4 protein-coding genes are annotated in these 24349 nt (G+C 70.3%); 2 read left to right on the forward strand and 2 right to left on the reverse strand.

The features are described from left to right. The first annotated feature begins 9 nt into the window (after positions 1-9). On the forward strand, positions 10-10134 hold the full coding sequence (locus tag C6376_RS24340) for a type I polyketide synthase (protein WP_107445383.1): 10125 nt from the start codon (positions 10-12) through the stop codon (positions 10132-10134). A gap of 68 nt (positions 10135-10202) precedes the next feature. Next, positions 10203-19715, forward strand: coding sequence for a type I polyketide synthase (locus C6376_RS24345; protein WP_107445384.1), 9513 nt, complete (start codon positions 10203-10205; stop codon positions 19713-19715). Between the two features lie 220 nt (positions 19716-19935). On the opposite strand, the gene C6376_RS24350 is transcribed toward C6376_RS24345, so the two are convergent. Together C6376_RS24350 and C6376_RS24355 are read right to left on the reverse strand one after the other, a co-directional pair. Beyond that, positions 19936-20502, reverse strand: a complete 567-nt coding sequence (locus C6376_RS24350) for a LuxR C-terminal-related transcriptional regulator (protein WP_057583500.1) — start codon at positions 20500-20502, stop codon at positions 19936-19938. 555 nt (positions 20503-21057) lie between these two features. Next, positions 21058-23958 (reverse strand): LuxR family transcriptional regulator, encoded by a 2901-nt coding sequence (locus C6376_RS24355; protein WP_107445385.1) that lies wholly within the window; start codon positions 23956-23958, stop codon positions 21058-21060. Positions 23959-24349 lie beyond the last annotated feature (391 nt).

Below are 24349 nucleotides of genomic sequence, written 5' to 3' on the forward strand. Positions count from 1 at the left end.
GACCGATCCGTGAGCGAGGACAGGCTGCGAGAGTTCCTGACCCGAGTCTCCAGCGACCTCCAGCGCACCCGCGCCCGGCTGCGCCAGGTCGAGGGCAGGGCAACGGAACCGATCGCCGTCGTCTCCATGAGCTGCCGCTACCCCGGAGGGGTGCGCACACCGGAGGATCTCTGGCACCTCGTCGACACGGGCACCGACGGCGTCTCCGCCTTCCCGGACAACCGCGGCTGGGACCTCGACGCCCTCTACAATCCCGATCCCGCCAACCCCGGCACCTGCTACACCCGGGAAGGCGGCTTCCTCCATGACGCAGCCGACTTCGACCCCGCCTTCTTCGGCATGTCCCCGCGTGAGGCCCTCGCCACCGACCCGCAGCAGCGCGTCCTGCTCGAGATCGTCTGGGAATCCCTCGAACGGGCCGGCCTGCGTCCGGCCGACCTGCGCGGAAGCGCCACCGGAGTGTTCGCCGGAGTCATGTACAACGACTACGCCACCCGGTTCCCCGAGCCGCCCCCCGGCGTCGAGGGCCATCTCGGCAACGGCAGCGCCGCGAGCATCGCCTCGGGGCGCGTCTCCTACACCTTCGGCTTCGAGGGGCCCGCCGTCACGGTGGACACCGCGTGCTCCTCCTCCCTCGTCGCCCTCCACCTCGCGGTGCAGTCACTGCGGCAGGGCGAGTGCGACCTCGCTCTCGCGGGCGGTGTCGCCTTCATGTCGACGCCGGTCACCTTCCTGGAGTTCAGCCGACAGCGCGGACTCGCGCCGGACGGACGCTGCAAGTCCTTCGCCGACGCCACCGACGGCACCGGCTGGGGCGAGGGTGCCGGCGTCCTCCTGCTCGAACGCCTCTCCGACGCGCGTCGCAACGGCCACGAGGTGCTCGCCGTCGTCCGCGGCTCCGCCGTCAACCAGGACGGCGCGAGCAGCGGACTCACCGCTCCCAACGGTCCGTCCCAACAGCGCGTCATCCGCCAGGCGTTGACCTCCGCCGGGCTCTCCCCGCTGGACGTCGACGCCGTCGAGGCGCACGGCACCGGCACCACCCTCGGCGACCCCATCGAGGCCCAGGCACTCCTGGCCGCCTACGGACAGGACCGCGCCGAGGACCGTCCGCTCTGGCTCGGCTCCCTGAAGTCCAACATCGGTCACACCCAGGCCGCCGCGGGGGTCGGCGGTGTCATCAAGATGGTCATGGCGCTGCGCCATGCCCGCCTGCCCCGCACTCTGCACGTCGACGCGCCCACGACCAAGGTCGACTGGACCGAGGGCCACGTCCGTCTGCTCACCGAACCCGTCGTGTGGCCGCCCGGTGACCGGCCGCGGCGCGCCGGGGTGTCCGCGTTCGGGGTCTCCGGCACCAACGCCCACGTCATCCTGGAGGAGACCCCGCCGGACGAGGCCGAGGCCACGGAACCGGAAGACGCCGACTCGACACCCGAACCCACGGCGCCGCCGGTCGTCCCGTGGGTCCTCTCCGCCCGGACCGCCGACGCCCTGAGAGCTCAGGCCACCGGCCTGCTCGACCACCTCGACGCGCACCCGGGGACCGACGACCTGGCCGTCGCCCGCACGCTGACCCTTCGACGCTCCCTCTTCGAACAACGCGCCGTCGTCCTCGGCACCGATTGCGAGACCCTCACCGCGGGCCTCGACGTCCTCGCCGCCGGCGGCACCTCACCCGACGTCATCACCGCGACCGCCCGCCGGGGTGGTCGGACGGCGTTCTTGTTCGCTGGTCAGGGTGCGCAGCGGGTGGGGATGGGGCGTGAGCTGTATGCGTCGTTCCCGGTGTTCGCGGATGCGTTCGACGCGGTGTGCGCACAAGTGGGGGGTGGGTTGCGGGAGGTGGTGTTCGGCGAGGATGTGGAGTTGCTGGGGCGTACGGAGTGGGCGCAGCCTGCGTTGTTCGCGGTCGAGGTGGCTCTTTTCCGTCTGGTGGAGTCGTTCGGGGTGCGTCCGGACTTTGTGATGGGGCATTCGGTCGGTGAGATCGCGGCGGCGCATGTGGCGGGTGTCCTGTCTTTGGAGGATGCGTGTGCGCTGGTGGTGGCGCGGGGGCGGTTGATGCAGGGGTTGCCGTCGGGTGGGGTGATGGTGGCGGTGGAGGCGGCCGAGGGCGAGGTGCTGGCGCTGTTGGAGGGCCGTGAGGGTGAGGTGTCGGTCGCTGCGGTGAACGGTCCGCGTGCGGTGGTGATCGCGGGTGTCGAGGCGGCGGTCGCCGGGGTCGTTGAGGTGTTGAAGGCGCGAGGTCGGCGGGCGTCTGGTCTGCGGGTGTCGCATGCTTTCCATTCGCCGTTGATGGAGCCGATGCTGGAGGCTTTCCGTGAGGTGGCGGAGGGCATTGCCTACGGTTCCGCGTCGATTCCGGTTGTGTCGAACGTGTCGGGGCGGCTCGCGGTGGAGGGCGAGTTGGCGTCGGCGGAGTACTGGGTGCGGCATGTGCGGGAGGCGGTGCGTTTCGCCGACGGGATCGGTGTGCTGGCCGGTGAGGGCGTGACGCGGTTCCTGGAGATCGGCCCGGACGCCACCCTCACCGCACTCGCCCGGACCGCTGTCGAAGAGAGCGGCGGTGAAGCCCTTTTCGCCGCAACACTCCGTAAGGACCGGGACGAGTCTCGGACCACGGTGGCGGCGATGGCAGCGCTGCACGTCTCCGGCAGCCCCGTGGACTGGAAGATGCTCCTGAACGGCACGGACGAGTCGGTCCAGTTGCCCACATACCCCTTCCAGCGGACACGCTACTGGCTCGATCCTGTCGCGAACCACGCCGGACGACAGGGGGGACACCCGCTGCTCTCGGACGGAATCGGCCTCGCCGACTCCACCACCGTGGTGGCCACGGGACGTCTCTCCCCGCGCACGCAGCCCTGGCTCGGCGAACTCGCCACCGGGGGCGGCTCGCTCGTGGCCGCCTCCGTCCTGACCGACCTGGCTCTTCACGCGGGACGCGGCGTCGGCGCCCATCACCTTGCCGAACTGCGCGTCGACACCCCCCTGCCGCTCTCCACGACCGGGGAGATAGAGGTGCAGACGGTCACGGAGGCAGTCCAGGGCGAGCGGCGTTGGACCTTCGCACTGCACGGACGACCGTACGACCCCGACGCCGGCCCGTCGGACGAGGACCGGCCCTGGACCCGCCACGCCCGCGGAATCCTGCTCGGTGGCCCCGATGATCCGACCGGCCCGAGCCCCGACGCCTCCGAACCCGCCGCAGCCTGGCCCCCGCCGGGCGCGGTGCCCGTCCACCTGGACGAGGTGTACACCGACCTCGACCTGCCTCGCTCGCCGGTGCTGACAGCAGTCTGGCGTCTGGGGAACGAGGTCTTCGCGGAGGCCGCCCTGCCGGAGGCGGCGGAAGCCGAGGCGGCCAGGTTCGCCGTTCACCCCGCCCTCCTGGACTCCGCCCTGCTCGTCCTGACGGCAGCCGGGCAGCCGGTGCCACACCTCGTGGCCTGGTCCGGAGTCACCCTCCACGCGCGTGCGGCGGCGAGCATACGGCTGCACGTCGTTCCGCGCTCGACGACGGAAAGCGAGCTCCGGCTGCTGGACGTCACGGGGGCCCCCGTCCTGACCGCCTCGGCTGTAACCGTACTGCCCTTCGACGCCGACGAACGTCCCGACGCCGTCGGGCACCTCGGCAGTGACCTCTACAGCGTCACATGGGTGGCGGCCGAGGCCGCCACGGAGCGGGACAACGTCGGGGCCGTGGCCCACAAGAGCCCGGAAGAGCTCCTGACCGCACTGTCGGCCGCCTCGGACGACGCCCCCTTCGCCGACCTCGTCGCCCTCCGGTGGCACACCGCGGACGCCTACAGCGACGCCGGGCTCGTGCCCGACGTGCACACTGCCGCCGAGCAAGCGCTCCGTCTGCTCCAGCGCTGGCTCACCGAAACGCGTGCCGACCACTCACGTCTGCTGCTGCTCACTCGCGGTGCGGTCGCCGCGCGCCCCGGCGAGACTGTGGTCGACCTGCCCGCAGCTGCGGTGCGAGGGCTGTTCAAGTCGGCCGCGTCGGAGAACCCCGGACGGATCCTGCTCCTCGACACCGACACCGACACCGACACGGACACCACTCCCACCGACGACCAGCTCAAGGACGCGGCCAGGCGAGGAAGGGACGAACTCGTACTGCGTAACGCGCAATTGTTCGCTCCGATGCTCACACGGGTCACGGCCCCGGCGCAGCGACCGGCCGCAGCGGCCTTTCCCGCGGACCGGACGGTGCTCGTCACCGGTGGCACCGGCACGGTGGGCTCCGCCACCGTCCGCCATCTCGTGCACCGTCACGGTGTGCGTCACCTGCTCCTCGTCACCCGGCGGGGCCCGCAGGCCCCTGGCGCTGCCGAACTGATCGCCGAACTCGCCGCCGTCGATGCCCGAGTCACCGTCGTGAGCTGCGACGCGGCCGACCGCGACGCCCTCGCCGACGTCATCCGCGACATCTCGCCCGAACACCCGCTCGGCGCCGTGGTGCACATCGCCGGAACGCTCGACGACCGCGTGGTCACCTCCCTCACCCCGGAGCGACTCACCTCGGTGCTGCGGCCCAAGGTCGACGCGGCGGTCCATCTCCACGAGCTGACACGACACCTCGACCTGTCGGCGTTCGTACTGTTCTCCTCGGCCGCCGCCACGTTCGCCGGTCCTGGCCAGGGCAACTACGTCGCCGCGAACTCCTTCCTCGACGCCTTCGCCGTGAGTCTGCGTGGCGACGGACGGCCCGCGGTGTCCGTCGCCTGGGGTCTGTGGGACGCCGACAGCGCCATGACCAGCGGTCTCACCGATGCCGCGCAGAACCGCGCCGCCCGCAACGGCATCGGCGCGCTGGCCACCGGCGACGCCCTCGCCCTCTTCGACCGTGCTCTGACCCACACCGACGTCACCCCGATCCCACTCCGTCTGGACCGCGCCGCACTGCGCCGGACCGCCGACAGGCTGCCCCCGTTGCTGCGTGCCCTGGCGGGCCGCCCCACTCTGCGTGAGGCGGCGTCAGCCGCGCGATCCGCCGCCCCGCAGCTCGACCTGCTCGACCTGCCCGAGTCCCGCCGCGGCGAGGCGGTGGCTGGACTCGTGCGGCGCACGCTGGCCGACGTGCTCGGGCACGCCCCCGAAGCGCACATCCGCCCGGACACGCCGTTCACGCAGCTGGGCCTCGATTCCCTGACCGCACTGGAGCTGCGGAACTCCCTCAGCGCAGCGACCGGAATACGGCTGCCGGCGACCCTCGTCTTCGACCACCCCACGCCCGAAGCGGTCACCGAACTCCTCCAGGCCGCACTGGCGCCGTCCTTACACACGAACGCCTCCGCGGTCCGCCTCTCCGAGCCCGCCGCGCTCGCCGACGATCCCATCGCGATCATCGGCATGGGCTGTCGATTCCCGGGGGGTGTCGAGACACCCGAACAGTTCTGGGATCTGCTCCGGCAAGGGGAGGACTCCATCGGCGGCTTCCCCACGGACCGTGGCTGGGACAACCTCACCGCATTCGACGGACTGGACGGCGCCGGACGCGACACGTCGGCGTACCCCCGTCACGGTGGGTTCCTGTCCGATGTCGGTCGGTTCGACGCGGAGTTCTTCGGGGTGTCGCCGCGTGAGGCGTTGGCGATGGATCCGCAGCAGCGGTTGTTGCTGGAGGTTTCGTGGGAGGCGGTGGAGCGGGCGGGGTTGGATCCCCGGTCGTTGCGGGGGAGTCGTACGGGTGTGTTCGTGGGGACGAACGGTCAGGACTATCCGGCGTTGTTGAGTCTGTCGGAGGGTGACTTCGGCGGCTATGTCGGCACGGGCAACGCCGCGAGCGTGGCGTCGGGCCGGGTGTCGTACGCCCTGGGTCTTGAAGGTCCGGCGGTCACGATCGACACGGCGTGCTCGTCGTCGCTGGTCGCCCTGCACCTTGCCGCGCAGTCGCTCCGCTCAGACGAGTGCTCGAAGGCCCTCGTGGCAGGCGTCACCGTGATGTCCACCCCCGCTGCTTTCGTGGAGTTCGGTCGTCAGGGTGGGTTGGCGGTGGATGGTCGGTGCAGGGCGTTCGGTGAGGGTGCGGATGGTACGGGGTGGGGTGAGGGGGTGGGTGTCCTGTTGGTGGAGCGGTTGTCGGATGCGCGTCGGTTGGGGCATCGGGTGTTGGCGGTGGTGCGGGGTTCGGCGGTGAATCAGGATGGTGCGTCGAACGGGTTGACGGCTCCGAACGGTCCGTCGCAGCAGCGGGTGATTCGGGCGGCGTTGGGGTCGGCGGGGCTGTCGGCGGTGGATGTGGATGTGGTGGAGGCGCATGGGACGGGGACGCGGTTGGGTGATCCGATCGAGGCGCAGGCGTTGCTGGCGACGTATGGCCAGGGCCGTGTCGAGGGGCGGCCGTTGTGGTTGGGGTCGGTGAAGTCGAATGTGGGTCATACGCAGGCGGCTGCGGGTGTGGCCGGTGTGATCAAGATGGTGCTGGCGTTGCGTCGTGGGGTGTTGCCGGCGACGTTGCATGTGGGGGAGCCGTCGTCGCATGTGGACTGGTCGGCGGGGGAGGTGCGGCTGCTGACGGAGGCGCAGCCGTGGCCCGAGGCCGATGGGCGGGTACGACGTGCGGGAGTGTCGTCGTTCGGTCTGTCGGGGACCAACGCGCACGTCATCCTGGAGCAGGCCCCGGCCGAACCGGCGGACGAGGTAGAGAGTGGGGGTGCGGGTCTGCCGGTGGTGCCGTGGGTGTTGTCCGGACGCAGCTCCGACGCCCTGCGCTCACAGGCCACCCGACTGCGTGCCTACGCGCAGACGAGTGCGGATCTCAGCACCGTTGCTGTGGCGAGTGCTCTGACCACCCGCACTCCTTTCGAGAACCGCGCCGTCATCTACGGCCGCGATCACGCGGAACTGCTGGCCGGCCTCCACTGCCTTGCCGTCGGGGATCCCGCCGCCAACCTGATTCAGGGCACAGCGGCGGGTCCCGGCCGGACGGCGTTCTTGTTCGCTGGTCAGGGTGCGCAGCGGGTGGGGATGGGGCGTGGGTTGTATGGGGCGTTTCCGGTGTTCGCGGAGGCGTTCGACGCGGTGTGTGCCCGGGTGGGGGGTGGGTTGCGGGAGGTGGTGTTCGGCGAGGATGTGGAGTTGCTGGGGCGTACGGAGTGGGCGCAGCCTGCGTTGTTCGCGGTCGAGGTGGCTCTTTTCCGTCTGGTGGAGTCGTTCGGGGTGCGTCCGGACTTTGTGATGGGGCATTCGGTCGGTGAGATCGCGGCGGCGCATGTGGCGGGTGTGTTCTCGCTGGAGGATGCGTGTGCGTTGGTGGTGGCGCGGGGGCGGTTGATGCAGGGGTTGCCGTCGGGTGGGGTGATGGTGGCGGTGGAGGCGGCCGAGGATGAGGTGTTGGCGCTGTTGGAGGGCCGTGAGGGTGAGGTGTCGGTCGCTGCGGTGAACGGTCCGCGTGCGGTGGTGATCGCGGGTGTCGAGGCGGCGGTCGCCGAGATCGCCGGTCGGCTCAGGGCGTTGGGTCGGCGGGCGTCTGGTCTGCGGGTGTCGCATGCGTTCCATTCGCCGTTGATGGAGCCGATGCTGGAGGCTTTCCGTGAGGTGGCGGAGGGCATCGCCTACGGTTCCGCGTCGATTCCGGTTGTGTCGAATGTGTCGGGGCGGCTCGCGGTGGAGGGCGAGTTGGCGTCGGCGGAGTACTGGGTGCGGCATGTGCGGGAGGCGGTGCGTTTCGCCGACGGGGTCGGTGTGCTGGCCGGCGAGGGTGTGACGCGGTTCCTGGAGATCGGCCCCGATGGCACCCTCACCGCACTCGCGCAGAACAGCCTCCCCGACGACACCGGCGAGGCACTCTTCGCATCGATGCTCCGCAAGGACCGGAGCGAGGTGGATACCGTCGTCGCGTGCGTCGCCGCTGGATACACGGCGGGACTCTTCGTCGACTGGACCGCCGTGATCGGTGAGGTCTCCACGGCCGGTGTCGACCTGCCGACGTACGCCTTCCAGCGCGAGCGGTTCTGGCCGCAGACCAAGCGCAGTGAAGTCGTGCGCGACGCGGAACTCTGGGAACCCACCGAATCGGAGGAAGCGCGCGAGCTGGCGCACACGTTGAACATCGGCGAGGACGTCGTCCAGGAGGTCCTGGCGGGACTGTCGGCCCGGCATCGGGATCGCGCGGTCAGAGCCGAGGTGGATGGCTGGCAGTACCGTGTCGACTGGCAGGAGGCTGCCCTCCCGTCCGGTGACGGTCCTTTCGGGCGGTGGCTGGTGCTCCATTCGGCGGGGCGCTCGGATCACCTGGACACGGTGACCGCTGCTCTGCCCGAGCACCTGCTCCTGTCCCTCTCGGACGATCCCGACCGTGCGGAGCTGGCCCGCGCCGTCGCTGCCCTCCCGGGCCGGCGGATCGCCGGAGCCGTGATCCTGTGCGACACGCTGGTGCAGGCACTCATCGCCACACAGGCAATGGGTGACGCGAAGGTGGCAGGGCCCACCTGGCTGGTGACCCGGGGAGCGGTTTCCGTGGGCGACCTCGACGACGGTCCACTGCAGGCCGAGCAGGCCGCCGTGTGGGGACTGGGTCGTGTCGCCGCACTGGAGCACCCCGATCGCTGGGGCGGCCTCGTCGATCTGCCGGAGGTGGCGGATGTGAACACCGCCGCGCTCCTCGCGTCGGTCTTCTCATCCTCGTCGGAGGATCAACTCGCTCTCCGCGACGGCCGGATCCATGCCCGCAGGCTTCGGCAGAGCCCAGCTCAACGGCGGCCCGCCGGACCGGGCTGGAAACCGGAAGGGAAGATCCTGCTCACCGGCGGCACCGGTGCTCTCGGCGCGCACGTCGCACGCTGGCTCGTCCGGCGTGGAGCCACCGACCTGGTTCTCACCGGTCGTCAGGGCCCCGACGCCGACGGAGCTGACGAACTCGTCGCCGAGCTACGCGACTCGGGCGCGCAACGGGTGAGCGTCGAAGCATGCGACGTGTCCGACCGGGCAGCCGTCGCCGACCTGCTCTCCCGGCATCGCGTCAGCGCCGTCTTCCATGCCGCCGGCGTCCCGGACCACATGCCCTTCGACGACATCGATGCCGCTCGTGTTCGGCGGGTGATGGGGGCGAAGGCGTGGGGTGCGGTGTATTTGGATGAGTTGACGCGTGGTTGGGATCTGTCTGCGTTCGTGGTGTTCTCCTCGATTGCGGGTGTGTGGGGGAGTGGGGGGCAGGGGGCGTATGCGGCGGCGAACGCGTGGGCTGATGCGGTGGTGGAGTCGCGTCGTGGTCGTGGTCTGGTGGGTGTGTCGGTGGGGTGGGGTCCGTGGGCGGGTGGGGGGATGGTGTCGGGTGAGGGTGCGGTGGAGTTGGGTCGTCGTGGGTTGCGGGTGATGGATCCGGGGCGTGCTCTGGTGGGGTTGGAGTCGGTGTTGGAGGGCGGTGGGGGTTCGGTGGTGGTGGCTGATGTGGAGTGGGACCGTTTCGTTCCGGCGTTCACCAGCCGCCGTCCCAGCCCCCTGCTCACCACCCTCCCGCGCCTGACCGGCTCTGACGTCGTCGAAGAGCACGCGACCGAAGACGCTCGAGCCGTGCTGACCGCCCGCTTGGCACACCGACCTGAGAAGGAACGTCTGCGCGCGTTGCGGGAACTGGTCCGTAAGTGGACCGGGGTGGTGCTCGGTCGCTCCGAAGGCTCGCCCTCGGACCTCGACCGGCCCTTCAAGGACGTGGGTTTCGACTCCCTCATGGCCGTCGAGCTCCGCAATCAGCTCCATACCGAGACCGGGCTGCGGCTGCCGTCGACACTGGTCTTCGACCATCCGAGCCCGCGCCACCTCGCTGATCACCTGCACGACGAGTTGTTCGGCCGATCGGACGGCATGAATACGGTGCCGGGAACGCCGCTACGGCCAGGGCCGGGTGACGAGGCTTCATTCCGTGACGCAATTGCCGCGATCCCCTTCTCGCATTGGGAGGAGAGCGGCCTGCTGGCAGCCGTGCTGTCGCTGGCGGACAGCGGCCCGATCGGACGGACCACCGCCGAGGCCGTGCCGTCCGGGCCCACGGCGTACGGCGCCGCCCGCTTCACGGGCACGTTCGAGCAGTCGCAGGACGGCGACGAGTCCGCATCCGGCGCGATCGACGCCATGGACGTCGACGCACTCGTTCAACTGGCCCTGGGCGACTCCACCTCCTGAGGAACCCATCCCACCGCCACGCCTTCCCGTCCGCCCGCGAACGGGCCACGAACCAGTGGAGTTTGAGCATGCCCACCTCCGAAGAGCGCGTCGTCGCCGCGCTGCGCGCCTCCCTGACCGAGAACGAGCGACTGCGTCAGCGCAACGACGAACTCAGCCGGGCAGCGAGCGAACCCATCGCCATCGTCGGCATGGCCTGCCGCTACCCCGGTGACGTCACCACCCCGGAACAGCTGTGGGAGCTGGTCGCGGCCGGCGTCGACGCCGTCACGCCGTTCCCCGCGGACCGTGGCTGGGAGCAGACCGGTGGCACCTCCTCGGCGACCCTGGGACAGGGCGGATTCGTCGCCACGGCCACGGACTTCGATGCGGGATTCTTCGGGGTGTCACCCCGCGAGGCGCTTGCGATGGACCCCCAACAGCGTCTCGTTCTGGAGGCGTCCTGGGAGGCGCTGGAGCGCGCGGGCCTCAAGCCCGCCTCCGTGCGCGGCAGTCGTACCGGCGTCTTCGTCGGATGCAGCAACCAGAACTACGGGGCCGTCTCGGGAGACGACCTGCCGGAGGGCGTCGAGGGTCACTTGCTCACCGGCAACGCCGCGAGCGTCGTCTCGGGTCGGGTGTCCTATGTGCTGGGTCTGGAGGGTCCGGCGGTGACGGTGGACACGGCGTGCTCCTCGTCGTTGGTGGCCCTGCATCTGGCCGCGCAGTCGCTGCGGTCGGGGGAGTGCGACCTGGCCCTGGCGGGCGGCGTCACCGTGATGTCCACCCCCGATGTCTTCATCGAGTTCGGTCGTCAGGGTGGGTTGGCGGCGGACGGTCGGTGCAGGGCGTTCGGTGAGGGTGCGGATGGTACGGGGTGGGGTGAGGGGGTGGGTGTCCTGTTGGTGGAGCGGTTGTCGGATGCGCGTCGGTTGGGGCATCGGGTGTTGGCGGTGGTGCGGGGTTCGGCGGTGAATCAGGATGGTGCGTCGAACGGGTTGACGGCTCCGAACGGTCCGTCGCAGCAGCGGGTGATTCGGGCGGCGTTGGGGTCGGCGGGGCTGTCGGCGGCGGATGTGGATGTGGTGGAGGCGCATGGTACGGGGACGCGGCTGGGTGATCCGATCGAGGCGCAGGCGTTGCTGGCGACGTATGGTCAGGGCCGTGTCGAGGGGCGGCCGTTGTGGTTGGGGTCGGTGAAGTCGAATGTGGGTCATACGCAGGCGGCCGCGGGTGTGGCCGGTGTGATCAAGATGGTGCTGGCGTTGCGTCATGGGGTGTTGCCGGCGACGTTGCATGTGGGGGAGCCGTCGTCGCATGTGGACTGGTCGGCGGGGGAGGTGCGGCTGCTGACGGAGCGACAGCCGTGGCCCCGCACCGGCCGACCCAGGGTGGCCGGCGTCTCGGCCTTCGGCGTCAGCGGCACCAACGCCCATGTCATCCTCGAACAGGCCCCGATGGTGGACCCGCAGGCCGACTCCGCCGTCGCCACCTCGCACCCCGCTCCGGCCGTCTGGCCGCTCTCAGGGCGGACCGAGGAGGCCCTGCGTTCCCAAGCGCGCTCTCTCGCGACGTTCGCCGGCCGGCGATCCGACATCGCACCCGGTCGTGCCGGCCTGTGCCTGGCGACGATGCGGACGCACTTCGAGCACCGGGCCGTAGTCGTCACCGAGGACGGCACCGGCCTCGTCGAGGCTCTTAATGCCTTGGCACGCGGCACTGCTTCGTCGGACACGATCGTCGGTCAGGACCACGGTGACGCGCGGCAGGCGTTCTTGTTCGCTGGTCAGGGTGCGCAGCGGGTGGGGATGGGGCGTGGGTTGTATGGGGCGTTTCCGGTGTTCGCGGAGGCGTTCGACGATGTGTGTTCGCGGGTGGGGGGTGGGTTGCGGGAGGTGGTGTTCGGCGAGGATGTGGAGTTGTTGGGGCGTACGGAGTGGGCGCAGCCTGCGTTGTTCGCGGTCGAGGTGGCTCTTTTCCGTCTGGTGGAGTCGTTCGGGGTGCGTCCGGACTTTGTGATGGGGCATTCGGTCGGTGAGATCGCGGCCGCGCATGTGGCGGGTGTGTTCTCGCTGGAGGATGCGTGTGCGCTGGTGGTGGCGCGGGGGCGGTTGATGCAGGGGTTGCCGTCGGGTGGGGTGATGGTGGCGGTGGAGGCGGCCGAGGGCGAGGTGCTGGCGCTGTTGGAGGGCCGTGAGGGTGAGGTGTCGGTCGCTGCGGTGAACGGCCCGCGTGCGGTGGTGATCGCGGGTGTCGAGGCGGCGGTCGCCGGGGTCGTTGAGGTGTTGAAGGCGCGAGGTCGGCGGGCGTCTGGTCTGCGGGTGTCGCATGCGTTCCATTCGCCGTTGATGGAGCCGATGCTGGAGGCTTTCCGTGAGGTGGCGGAGGGCATCGCCTACGGTTCCGCGTCGATTCCGGTTGTGTCGAATGTGTCGGGGCGGCTCGCGGTGGAGGGCGAGTTGGCGTCGGCGGAGTATTGGGTGCGGCATGTGCGGGAGGCGGTGCGTTTCGCCGACGGGGTCGCCGCGCTGGCCGGCGAGGGCGTGACGCGGTTCCTGGAGATCGGCCCCGATGGCACCCTCACCGCACTCGCGCAGAACAGCCTCCCCGACGACACGGGCGAGGCACTCTTCGCATCGATGCTCCGCAAGGACGGTTCCGAGCACCTGGCGGTCCTGCGGGCGATGGCGAAGTTCCACGTCGACGGCGCGGACATCGACTGGACGGCCGTATTGGGGAGCGGTACCGGCGACGAACACGTCGACCTGCCGACGTATCCGTTCCAGCGGCAGCGTTATTGGCTCACCCCGAGCCAACCCTCACTCGGCGGCCCGTCGGGTCCGACGCGAGCTTCCGTCGTGGTCGACGCGGAGTTCTGGGCTTCCGTGGCGAGCGAGGACGTGCCGACTCTCGCGGCAGGCCTCGACCTCGCGCCCGACGCGCTCGATCCGGTCGTTCCTGCCCTCGCGAAGTGGTACCACCGACGACAGGAGCAGGCCGCGATCGACGCTCTGCGGTACGAGGTGTCCTGGCGGTCGCTGACCCGCGACGACGAGACCCGGCCGGGCGCCCGCGCGTCCGGCACCGGGAACTGGACGGTCCTGGTCCCGTCCGATGCCGAGGGCGACTCGCGGGAGATGATGAAAAGCCTCGTCTCCGGACTCCGGAGGGAGGGACTCACCCCGCACACCATCGAAGTGGACGCGGCCGACCCCCGAGCCTGCGCCGAGGTTCTCCGCCTTCCCGCAGACGGGACCGACACGTCAGACGCCGGCCGAAGCCCGGACGGCATCCTCTCGCTCCTCGCCTTCGCCACGTCCGTCGGACCGGCCGTGGGGACACTGAACGCGCTGCGCGCGCTGGCCGACGCACGCATTCCGGGCGTACGACTCTGGGCTCTCACCCAAGGCGCCGTCGCAGTCGGCGGGACCGAACGCGTTGCTCGTGTCTCGCACAACGCCGTATGGGGGCTGGGACGCGTCGCGGCACTCGAGCACCCGGATGTCTGGGGCGGATCGATAGATCTGCCCGAGCGCGTCGACCACCGGACGTCCACCCGTCTCACGCATGCGCTGACGCGTTTGAAGGGCGGCGAGGACCAGATCGCCGTCCGCTCGCACGGTGTCTTCGGCCGTCGGCTCGAGCAGTCCGCGCCGTTGCCGCAGCCCGCCGTCCCCTGGAAGCCGAACGGAACGGTGCTGATCACGGGGGCCACCGGAGCTCTGGGAGCACACGTGGCCCGCTGGGCCGTGGTGCGCGGCGCCCGTGATCTCGTCCTGGTGAGCCGCAGCGGCGAAACCGCGCCCGGTGCCGCCGAGCTGCGCGCCGAGCTGGAGCGGGCGGGTGCGCGGGTCACCCTGCGCGGCCTGGACGTCTCCGTGCGCGCGGACCTCGCCGCCCTCCTTGCCGAGCACGCCGTCGATGCCGTCTTCCACACGGCCGGGGTGCTGGACGACGCCACGCTGCTGTCGACCGACGCCGACCGCGTCGATCGGGTCATGCGTCCCAAGACGTCGGCCGCCCACCTGCTCGACCAGCTGACCCGCGACCGGGAGCTCTCCGCGTTCGTCCTCTTCTCCTCGCTGGCAGGAACACTGGGGAGCCCGGGCCAGGGCGCCTACGCCGCCGCCAACGCGGTCCTTGACGCTCTCGCCGAGCGTCGGCGTGCCGACGGGCTGTCCGCCACGTCCATCGCCTGGGGGCCTTGGGCGGGAGACGGGATGGCCGTCGCGTCCGGCGACCGGCGTCGGGGCCAGGGCGCGGTGACCGCGCTTGCACCTGAGCTCGCGCTGTCCGCCCTCGGGGCGGTTCTGGACGCGGGCATCACCACGCAACTGGTCGTGGACGCAGACTGGAAGCGGTTCGTCCCCGCGTTCACCACCACCCGCCCCAGCGCCCTCCTCTCCCGCCTCGCGGTTCCCGTCGCCACCTCCGGAACGGGCAGCACTGCGAGATCAGCCGAGGCCGACGGGAGCCTGCGGTCGCGGGCGGCCGGGCTGTCGCGTGAGACCGGGCTGCGCCTCGTACTCGAGGAGGTGCGGAAGCTGGCGGCCGTCATGCTCGGATACGAGGGTGCCGAGCAGGTCGGCGCGGAGCGGGCCTTCCGCGATCTGGGCGTGGACTCGCTCATCGCGGTGGAGCTGCGCAATGTTCTGGCTTCCGTGTCGGGAGTGGCTCTCCCGGCGACGGCGGTCTTCGACCATCCGACTCCGCAGGCGCTGGCCGCGTTCGTCTACGACGAGCTGTTCGGGGGCGACGCCGACGCTGCCGCCACACCGCACGGGACGGCTGCGATCGCGGTGGACGAGCCGGTGGCGATCGTGGGCATGGCCTGCCGTTTCCCCGGTGACGTAGAGACCCCGGAGCAGTTCTGGGAGATGCTCGTCGACGGCCGCGAGGGCATCGGTGACTTCCCCACCGACCGCGGTTGGGCCGCGCTGGAACCCGTCTACGACCGGTACGCCAACGGGGACGGCATGGCCGGCGGGTACCCCCGTCGCGGCGGTTTCCTGTCGGGTGTGGGTGGTTTCGATGCGGAGTTCTTCGGGGTGTCGCCGCGTGAGGCGTTGGCGATGGATCCGCAGCAGCGGTTGTTGCTGGAGGTTTCGTGGGAGGCGGTGGAGCGGGCGGGGTTGGATCCCCGGTCGTTGCGGGGGAGTCGTACGGGTGTGTTCGTGGGGACGAACGGTCAGGACTATCCGGCGTTGTTGAGTGTGTCGGAGGGTGACTTCGGCGGTTATGTGGGCACGGGGAACGCGGCGAGTGTGGCGTCGGGGCGGGTGTCGTATGTGCTGGGTCTGGAGGGTCCGGCGGTGACGGTGGACACGGCGTGTTCGTCGTCGTTGGTGGCGTTGCATCTGGCGGGGCAGGCGTTGCGGTCGGGGGAGTGCGACCTGGCGCTGGCGGGCGGTGTGACGGTGATGTCGACGCCGGGTGCTTTCGTGGAGTTCGGTCGTCAGGGTGGGTTGGCGGCGGATGGTCGGTGCAGGGCGTTCGGTGAGGGTGCGGATGGTACGGGGTGGGGTGAGGGGGTGGGTGTCCTGTTGGTGGAGCGGTTGTCGGATGCGCGTCGGTTGGGGCATCGGGTGTTGGCGGTGGTGCGGGGTTCGGCGGTGAATCAGGATGGTGCGTCGAACGGGTTGACGGCTCCGAACGGTCCGTCGCAGCAGCGGGTGATTCGGGCGGCGTTGGGGTCGGCGGGGTTGTCGGCGGTGGATGTGGATGTGGTGGAGGCGCATGGTACGGGGACGCGGTTGGGTGATCCGATCGAGGCGCAGGCGTTGCTGGCGACGTATGGCCAGGGGCGGGACGGGGATCGGCCGTTGTGGTTGGGGTCGGTGAAGTCGAATGTGGGTCATACGCAGGCGGCTGCGGGTGTGGCCGGTGTGATCAAGATGGTGCTGGCGTTGCGTCGTGGGGTGTTGCCGGCGACGTTGCATGTGGGGGAGCCGTCGTCGCATGTGGACTGGTCGGCGGGGGAGGTGCGGCTGTTGACGGAGGCGCAGCCGTGGCCCGAGGCCGATGGGCGGGTACGACGTGCGGGAGTGTCGTCGTTCGGTCTGTCGGGGACCAACGCGCACGTCATCCTCGAACAAGCTCCGGCCGAGCCGGTAGCGGTAACGCCGACAGTCCGTTCGGTGGAGGACGGAGCGGTACTGCCCTGGCTCGTCAGCGGTCGCAGCGAAGAGGCTCTGCGCGCCCAGGCCGCACGGTTGCTCGCGATGCTGGAAGAGTGGGACGACCAGCCGCCCGCCGACCTGACCCGCGCGCTGGCCACGAGCCGTACCTGCTTCGAGCACCGAGCCGTCGTGCTCGCAGCCACCCGTCAGGAGCTGGCCGAAGAACTGCGTGTCCTCCACCTGGGTGCGCCCGGACTGCGCACGGTCGTAGGCGAAGGACACCGGGGTGGTCGGCAGGCGTTCTTGTTCGCTGGTCAGGGTGCGCAGCGGGTGGGGATGGGGCGTGGGTTGTATGGGGCGTTTCCGGTGTTCGCGGAGGCGTTCGACGATGTGTGTTCGCGGGTGGGGGGTGGGTTGCGGGAGGTGGTGTTCGGCGAGGATGTGGAGTTGTTGGGGCGTACGGAGTGGGCGCAGCCTGCGTTGTTCGCGGTCGAGGTGGCTCTTTTCCGTCTGGTGGAGTCGTTCGGGGTGCGTCCGGACTTTGTGATGGGGCATTCGGTCGGTGAGATCGCGGCCGCGCATGTGGCGGGTGTGTTCTCGCTGGAGGATGCGTGTGCGCTGGTGGTGGCGCGGGGGCGGTTGATGCAGGGGTTGCCGTCGGGCGGTGTGATGGTGGCGGTGGAGGCGGCCGAGGGCGAGGTGCTGGCGCTGTTGGAGAGCCGTGAGGGTGAGGTGTCGGTCGCTGCGGTGAACGGCCCGCGTGCGGTGGTGATCGCGGGTGTCGAGGCGGCGGTCGCCGAGATCGCCGGTCAGCTCAAGGCGTTGGGCCGGCGGGCGTCTGGTCTGCGGGTGTCGCATGCGTTCCATTCGCCGTTGATGGAGCCGATGCTGGAGGCTTTCCGTGAGGTCGCGGAAGGCATCGCCTACGGTTCCGCGTCGATTCCGGTTGTGTCGAACGTGTCGGGGCGGCTCGCGGTGGAGGGCGAGTTGGCGTCGGCGGAGTATTGGGTGCGGCATGTGCGGGAGGCGGTGCGTTTCGCCGACGGGATCGGTGTGCTGGCCGGCGAGGGCGTGACGCGGTTCCTGGAGATCGGCCCCGATGGCACCCTCACCGCACTCGCGCAGAACAGCCTCCCCGACGACACGGGCGAGGCACTCTTCGCATCGATGCTCCGCAAGGACGGTTCCGAGCACCTGGCGGTCCTGCGGGCGATGGCGAAGTTCCACGTCGACGGCGCGGACATCGACTGGACGGCCGTATTGGGGAGCGGTACCGGCGACGAACACGTCGACCTGCCCACCTACGCCTTCCAGCGGACCGACTTCTGGCCCACGGTCACCGCACGCGCGATGGCATCGGCGAATCCCTCGGTTTCCGACGGCGACGCGTCCTTCTGGTCGATGGTGGATGAGGGGACACACGACCTGGCGGCGACCCTCGGGGTGCCCGAGGAGACGCTGGAGGCCGTGCTGCCCGCGCTGGCGGAGCTGCGTCGCGAGCAGGTGACGCGCGCCGAAGTCGACGGCTGGCGGTACAGCGTCGGATGGGAACCGGTGGCACTGTCGGCTTCGGCGCCTCTGGACGGGCGTTGGCTGCTGCTGCAGGGACCTGACACCTTCCCCCTCGCGGGGCTCGATCGGTTCATCCCCGGTCTGGAGCGGCTCACCTGCGACGCGCGGGACAGGAAATCGCTCACCGATCTCCTGGAGTCGGTCATCGACGGGACCGCGCCGACCGGTGTGCTCTCCTGCCTCTCCCTTCCGGATCTCGGCGACGACCATGTCGTCTCCGGTCAGGACGCTGACGTGGTGCACACCATGACTGTCGTTCAGGCCCTCGGTGACGCAGGCGTCGCAGCGCCGCTGTGGGTCGTCACCCGGGCAGGGTTCGGCCCCGGCCGTGCCCCCGACGATCCGGCGCAGGCCGCGATATGGGGATTCGGCCGTGTGGCCGCTCTGGAGCACCCGGACCGTTGGGGCGGACTCGTCGATGTGACGGCGACGCCGAACGACGGGGAACTCGCCTCTCTCGCCTCGGTGCTGGCGCATCGCAGCGAAGATCAAGTGGCGGTGAGCGGGGGGCAGGTCTTCGGCCGTCGGCTTCGTCCGGCACCGCTGAACGGAACGGGCCCGGTCCCTTCGCCGAACCACGACCGTTCGGCTCCACGGCGTCTGCTCGTCACCGGGGGGACCGGTGCGCTCGGAGTGCGCGTCGCCGAGTGGTTCGTCGCACGCGGGACGGAGGAACTCGTACTGACCAGCCGGAGCGGTCCGGACGCTCCCGGCCTGGCAGACACCGTCCTTCGACTTCGGGCGGCCGGCGCGGAACGCGTCGACGTCGTCGCTTGCGACGTCGCCGAACGCGCCCAGGTGGCGGCCCTTCTCGAAGCCCATCGCGTCGACGGCATCGCTCATGTGGCTGGTGTCCTGGACGTAGAGGCGATCGACGCGATGACGCCCGCTCGTGTTCGGCGGGTGGTGGGGGCGAAGGCGTGGGGTGCGGTGTATTTGGATGAGTTGACGCGTGGTTGGGATCTGTCTGCGTTCGTGGTGTTCTCGTCGATTGCGGGTGTGTGGGGGAGTGGGGGGCAGGGGGCGTATGCGGCGGCGAACGCGTGGGCTGATGCGGTGGTGGAGTCGCGTCGTGGTCGTGGTCTGGTGGGTGTGTCGGTGGGGTGGGGTCCGTGGGCGGGTGGGGGGATGGTGTCGGGTGAGGGTGCGGTGGAGTTGGGTCGTCGTGGGTTGCGGGTGATGGATCCGGGGCGTGCTCTGGTGGGGTTGGGGTCGGTGTTGGAGGGTGGTGGGGGTTCGGTGGTGGTGGCTGATGTGGAGTGGGACCGTTTCGTTCCGGCGTTCACCAGCCGCCGTCCCAGCCCCCTGCTCACCACCCTCCCCCGGGTGGCCGAGATCCTGACGGGGCCCGGGGCGCCGTCCGAGCCCTCCCCTGCCGGCGCCGCGCTGACGGCCTTGGCCCAGCGCGTCGCCTCCCTGCCGCCCCAAGGGCGCGCCGATGCCCTCCTTGAGCACGTAAGGCGGGCCGCGGGCAGGGCCCTCGGCCACGACGACACGACAGTGATGGCCGCGGACAGGGCTTTCCGTGACATGGGGTTCGACTCGCTGACCGCCGTGGAACTGCGTAACGCCCTGATCAAGGACACCGGCTTGGCGCTGCCCGCGACCCTGGTGTTCGACCATCCCACCCCGGCTGCTCTCGCACAGCACCTGGACGCCGAACTGTCCGGGGAGAGCGGGACGATGGCCACCATGCTGGCGGACCTGGACGCGGGTATCGCCCGCATCATGAAGGCGGAGCCCGATCAGGACGCCCGCTCGTTGCTCGGCGCCCGGCTCAGGGCGCTGTTGAGCGAGATCGAACTCCTCGGAGCCGGCCCTGACGTTCACGGGCCGTCACTCGGCGACCGGCTGGACGGGGCCAGCGACGAGGAACTGTTCGACCTCATCAGCCGCGAGCTGGAGCAGTAGCCGCGGGTATCGGTCGCCGGAGGCCGGCCCGCCTCGTCCTCCGGCAACAGCCCGACGGCGTCGATGTGTTGTTGCCGGACATGGGGCGGCGGCCGTACCGATCGGACGGTACGGCCGCTGGTGGCAGGACGTGCCCACCAGGCCTGGCACGAGGCTTGTGGCCGGTGCAGCAGGCGGTGGGGACGAGCGGCGGGGGGAAGCAACCGCCGCGAGAGCGTCGCTACTTGATGAATTCCGGAAGCACCCGCGGAGGCCACTGGCCGACGGTCAGCATGCCCATGGAGTGGGCGCGCGCCACGAGAGCAGCCCTGTTCGGCGCCTTGAGCTTCCGCAGCATGAGGCCTACGTGATATTCGACGCCCTGTCGGCTGAGGTAGAGCCGAGCGGCGAGTTGCACGGTCGAGGAGCCGCTGGCGACACCCTCGAGGACCTGTGCGTCAAGCTTGCTGAGCAGCCGTTCGCGAGGGTTGAGCACCCCTTCCTCAGGACCTGAGGAAGGCGCCTCCTTGTCCGGCCTCACCTGTACGACGATGCCGGCCATGAGTCCCGTGGTGTTCTGTACGGCGATGCCTGTCAGCTCTCCGGAGAAGGCTCGGCCCTCGTCCCCGAGGCCGACCACTCGCTCGGCGAAGCGGTTGCAGCGCCCCTGCGAAAGCCGGTTGAAGTGCCGGTCGAGCACGGAGGGGGAGCTGGGGTGCAGCAGCTCGTACAGACTTCGTCCGCAGATGTCGGCGGAGGTACTGCCGAACTGGCGGGAGAAATCCGGCTCCGCTGCCACGATGTGCATGCCGGTGTCGATGTGCGCCGTGTAGAGGCGACGGCTGGTCTCCGTGCGTGGGCGGTGATCGGGTTGGGCCCTGTGCGCGGTCGAAGAAGTGTGCGGGGCCGCCGCCCAGTCTCTGTCGGGCCAGGGGCCTGCTGTTCGCGTGGTCACTGCGACGCACCGTCTTTCTGCACTCATGTGGGGGATCTACTGCCCGGGGCAGAGTTTGATCGGACGCGGTGCTGCTTGTGCAGGTAGGAGATCGAGCGGTGACCCTTCCTGCGTGCCTCTGATCAACTGTGGTCGAGCCTAGGAATATGGCATGGAGCGGGTCAAGCAAACCTTTGCGTGGCCGTAAAACACTGTGGTTCGGTGGTTCGGTCGTCCGGACATCCCAAGTGGGCGTCTGTCGGGTGCCGAAGGGTAACTCGCTTTCAGCCAACAGAGGTTGGCTATCCATGGCCAGCCGAGGGCGGCGCCGGGCCCGTGGTGTGCCGAGCGCTGCCGTCGGTTGCTCGCGGGACGAGTCGAAGCGGTGTGCAAAGTTTGCTGTGGGGGCGTGCCCGTTCGGTGCCCGCGTCAGGGTGACTGCTCGGCGTCCGCCCTCCTGAGTGCCTTGTCCAGCTCCGGGCGCCCGGATATGCCGAGTTTCCGATAGGAGTTCGTCAGGTGTTTCTCCACCATGCGTGACGACGTGCCCAATTGACTTGCGAGCTCTGAATTGCTGAGGCCTGTTGACGCGAGACGGGCGACTCTGAGTTCGGACGGGGTCAGCCGACTGCCGTGGTTTATGGACTTTCTCGTCCCCTCGGTCAGCTTGGTGCGAATCTTCTCCGTCAGCCCGGGGACGTCATGCTCGTGGGACAGATCGTGCGCCCGACCGAGGGCGGTCGATCTTCGGTTCCGCCGCGTGTCGGGATGAGTCGCCAGAGCGTACAAGCCTCGTAACAGCTCATATCCGTTGTTGCCCTTCTCCAGGACCGTGACGGCCTCCTCGAGCAGCTCGGGGCCCCTTCGTCCGGGTGTGACCCGGCCGAGGACGACCAGGGAGCGCCCCAGCGAGGTGGCCGCCCCCCACGCGCGGGCCATGTTCACCTCCGACTGCGCGGCGTTCACGGCTTCTTCGTGTTCGCCCAGGCGGTGGTGCATGAGGGCGGCGCACGACGACCACGGCAGTACGGCCGGGTTCTTCCAGCCGATCTGCTCGGTGTACCTGCCCGCGGTGCGGTAGTGGCCCAGTGCGGTGCGCGGTTCGTCACGGCGGGCCGCGAGTGTGCCTCGTGCCATGTGCAGGAGTGCTGTCAGATGCTGGTTCTCGGCGTGCAGGCGGTGCTGCGTGAGCAACTGCTCCGCCAACTCCGGCTCGTCCGTGCGCATCGCGACGATGGAGAGGACGGCGGCACAGACGGTGGGCAGCCCGCCGGTCTCGGGACCCGCGAGGGCTTCGGCCTGGATGATCTTGTCCCGGGCCGAGGCCCGGTGCCCGTCGGCGAGGGCGACCAGTGCCTGTTCGCAGCGGATGACGGCCTGTTCCACATCACCGCCGCGGCGGTGGGCGAGACGGTTCGCCTCACGCAGCCAGTTGGCCGCACCCGCCGTCTGCTCCGCACCGGCGAGGATGTTCACGGCCAACGGCGCGGTGGTGTGCACGTGCTCCGGCGTGGGCGGCTCCTGCTCGAGCACCCGGGTACACGACTCGGCCAGCTGGGCCGCGGGAACGGCGTTGGCGACGAACGCGATGTGCATCAGCGACGTGACCAGTTCCCTTTCGCCCTTGGTGGCCAGCCGGGGAGACGGGCCGAGGTCGCGTAGGCGTCGCAGCGCCCGTCGGATGTGCGTCGGATCCTGCGCCGACAGGATGTGCTCGCGTGCCTCCAGGCGCAGCACCAGTTCGCGCTCCACCCAGTCCTCGGTGACCGACTGACGCAGTTCGTCGGTGATGGCGGCTCTGATGACATTGACACGCAGGGAGGGCGGATCCATCTGGAGGGGACCCAGCCGCAGCATCGCGTCGGCACGCTCCTGTACGGATTCGAGGAGCGGCGCGGCCTCCACCACGTGCCGCAGCGCCGCGGCCGTCGCGAAGCTGCGCTCGGCGGTGGCAAGGTCGACGAGCAGTCTCGCCCTGTCCTGTCCGGAGAGCGAGGAGTCGAGGAGGGCGCGCCGCAGATAGCGTGCCGAGTCCCGGGGCGAACCGCGGCGCAGCGCGCTGTCCGCGGCGGTGCGCAGGATCTGCACCGCTTCCGGGCCGCGCAGGGATATCACCGCCATCAGTTGCTCCGCGGCGAGCTCGGCCGGATGCCCGGTACGGTGCAGCAGTTCGGCCGTCACTCCGCGCATGGCGGTGCGCTCCTCCGCTGGCATGTTCTCTTCCACCAGGTCCCGCAGGATCGTGCCCGAGGTGAGCCGGCACGCGCGCTGGTCCACGAGACCGGCGAGCCGCAGCATCTCGACGGCCTGCGCCCCTCCCCTTTCGTCGAGTTCGGCGAGGCGGGCCACGAAGTGCTCGTCCGCGGACGCGCCGAGCAGGGTGAGCGCGTAAGCGGACCGCCGCACGTGGTCCGGCTGCGACCGCAGGTAGGCGTCCAGACGCCGGCGCAGGCGCTCGGGCCGCAGGTTCGCGACGACGGCGGCGTCCGTCGCCGTGGGACGCAGCCTCAGATACTGGGCCTCGTCCAGCACCGCCTGCAGCAGCAGGGGGTTCCCGCCGGAGCGCACCGCTACGGTTTCCACGAACACCGCGTCGGGCGCGTCGCCGAGGGTCTTCTCCACGAGCAGGCGCACGCTGTTGAGGCCGAGTGTCGACAGTTCCAGGATCTGGTCCGCTGTCTCGTGCCGGGACCGGACCGGGTCCCCGACGCCGTTCGGTTCCGCCGCGCACTGCTCGGGGTCCAGCAGATCGCGTACATGCGGCCGTCTGACGCGTACGTCGCCGGGAAGGACGGAGAACACGAAAAGGACCCGCCGTCGCGCACGTTGTGCCACCGAAAGTGAGAGGGCCTGTAAGGACCCGGTGTCCGCCCAGTGCAGGTCGTCCACCATGAGCACCGCGGGCCGGGCGTCGGCAATGGAGTTCAGCAGGCCCGCCAGCCAGCACGGCGCCTGCTGGGGGCTGAGCTCGGACCACCTGGGGGTCTCCGAGAGTGCGCCGGCCGCAGGGGCCGTGCCCGCTGGGCTCTCAGGCGGGAAGGCGTTCGCCCGTCGGGGTCGGCGGGCCGGATCGTCGGGAACGGTGATCCCGCGCAACGAGTCCACCAACTGCCCCACCACCCCGAGCCGGAACCGCTCCTCGGCGGCGGACGCCTGGGCTCTGAGCAGCGCGAAGCCGTGGTCTCGACTGATGGTGGCGAAGGACTCCAGGAACGTCGACCGGCCCACCCCCAGCGGGCCGCGTACGACGAGCAGTGAGCCCCGTCCGCCCTCTGTGGCGCGCAGGGCCGCGGTGGCCTGTGCAAGGGCGGACTCACGTTCTAACAACACCGTGCTGGTACTCCCTCGTGCGCGCGGGTGCCGCCTGCGCCGGCAGAACCGCGTGGTCGCTGTGCCGTCCGGGACCGGTGGATCTGCTGGTGACCCCGGGCGGACGTATCTCGGTCGGCGCGCGGTGTGCGCGCTGTGCCGGGCCGTGGAGTGCCAGGGCGTGTTCCGAAAGTCCCGTCTGCCCGGCGACGCCTGGCGCGCACTCCCCCGGAGGGGGCAGCAGCCGCGTTGTCGGGGTCGCCCCGATAAACAGGATCGGGGCGACCCTCCGCCCTGCGCTCGCACGCACCAGACGCTGCCGGGCCTGCCCTTCGGGCAGACGACGCCACTGTCGAAACACGTCCTGGTGCCGTGGCCGGAAGGTTCACCGGCTCGCGACGCCCGGCACGGC

This window comes from Streptomyces sp. P3 (assembly GCF_003032475.1).
GTDB lineage: Bacteria > Actinomycetota > Actinomycetes > Streptomycetales > Streptomycetaceae > Streptomyces.

Coding starts and splice junctions, on each gene's coding strand:
- C6376_RS24350 (WP_057583500.1), bottom strand. CDS start 20,502: ATGCACATCGTGGCAGCGGAGCCGGATTTCTCCCGCCAGTTCGGCAGT.
- C6376_RS24345 (WP_107445384.1), top strand. CDS start 10,203: ATGCCCACCTCCGAAGAGCGCGTCGTCGCCGCGCTGCGCGCCTCCCTG.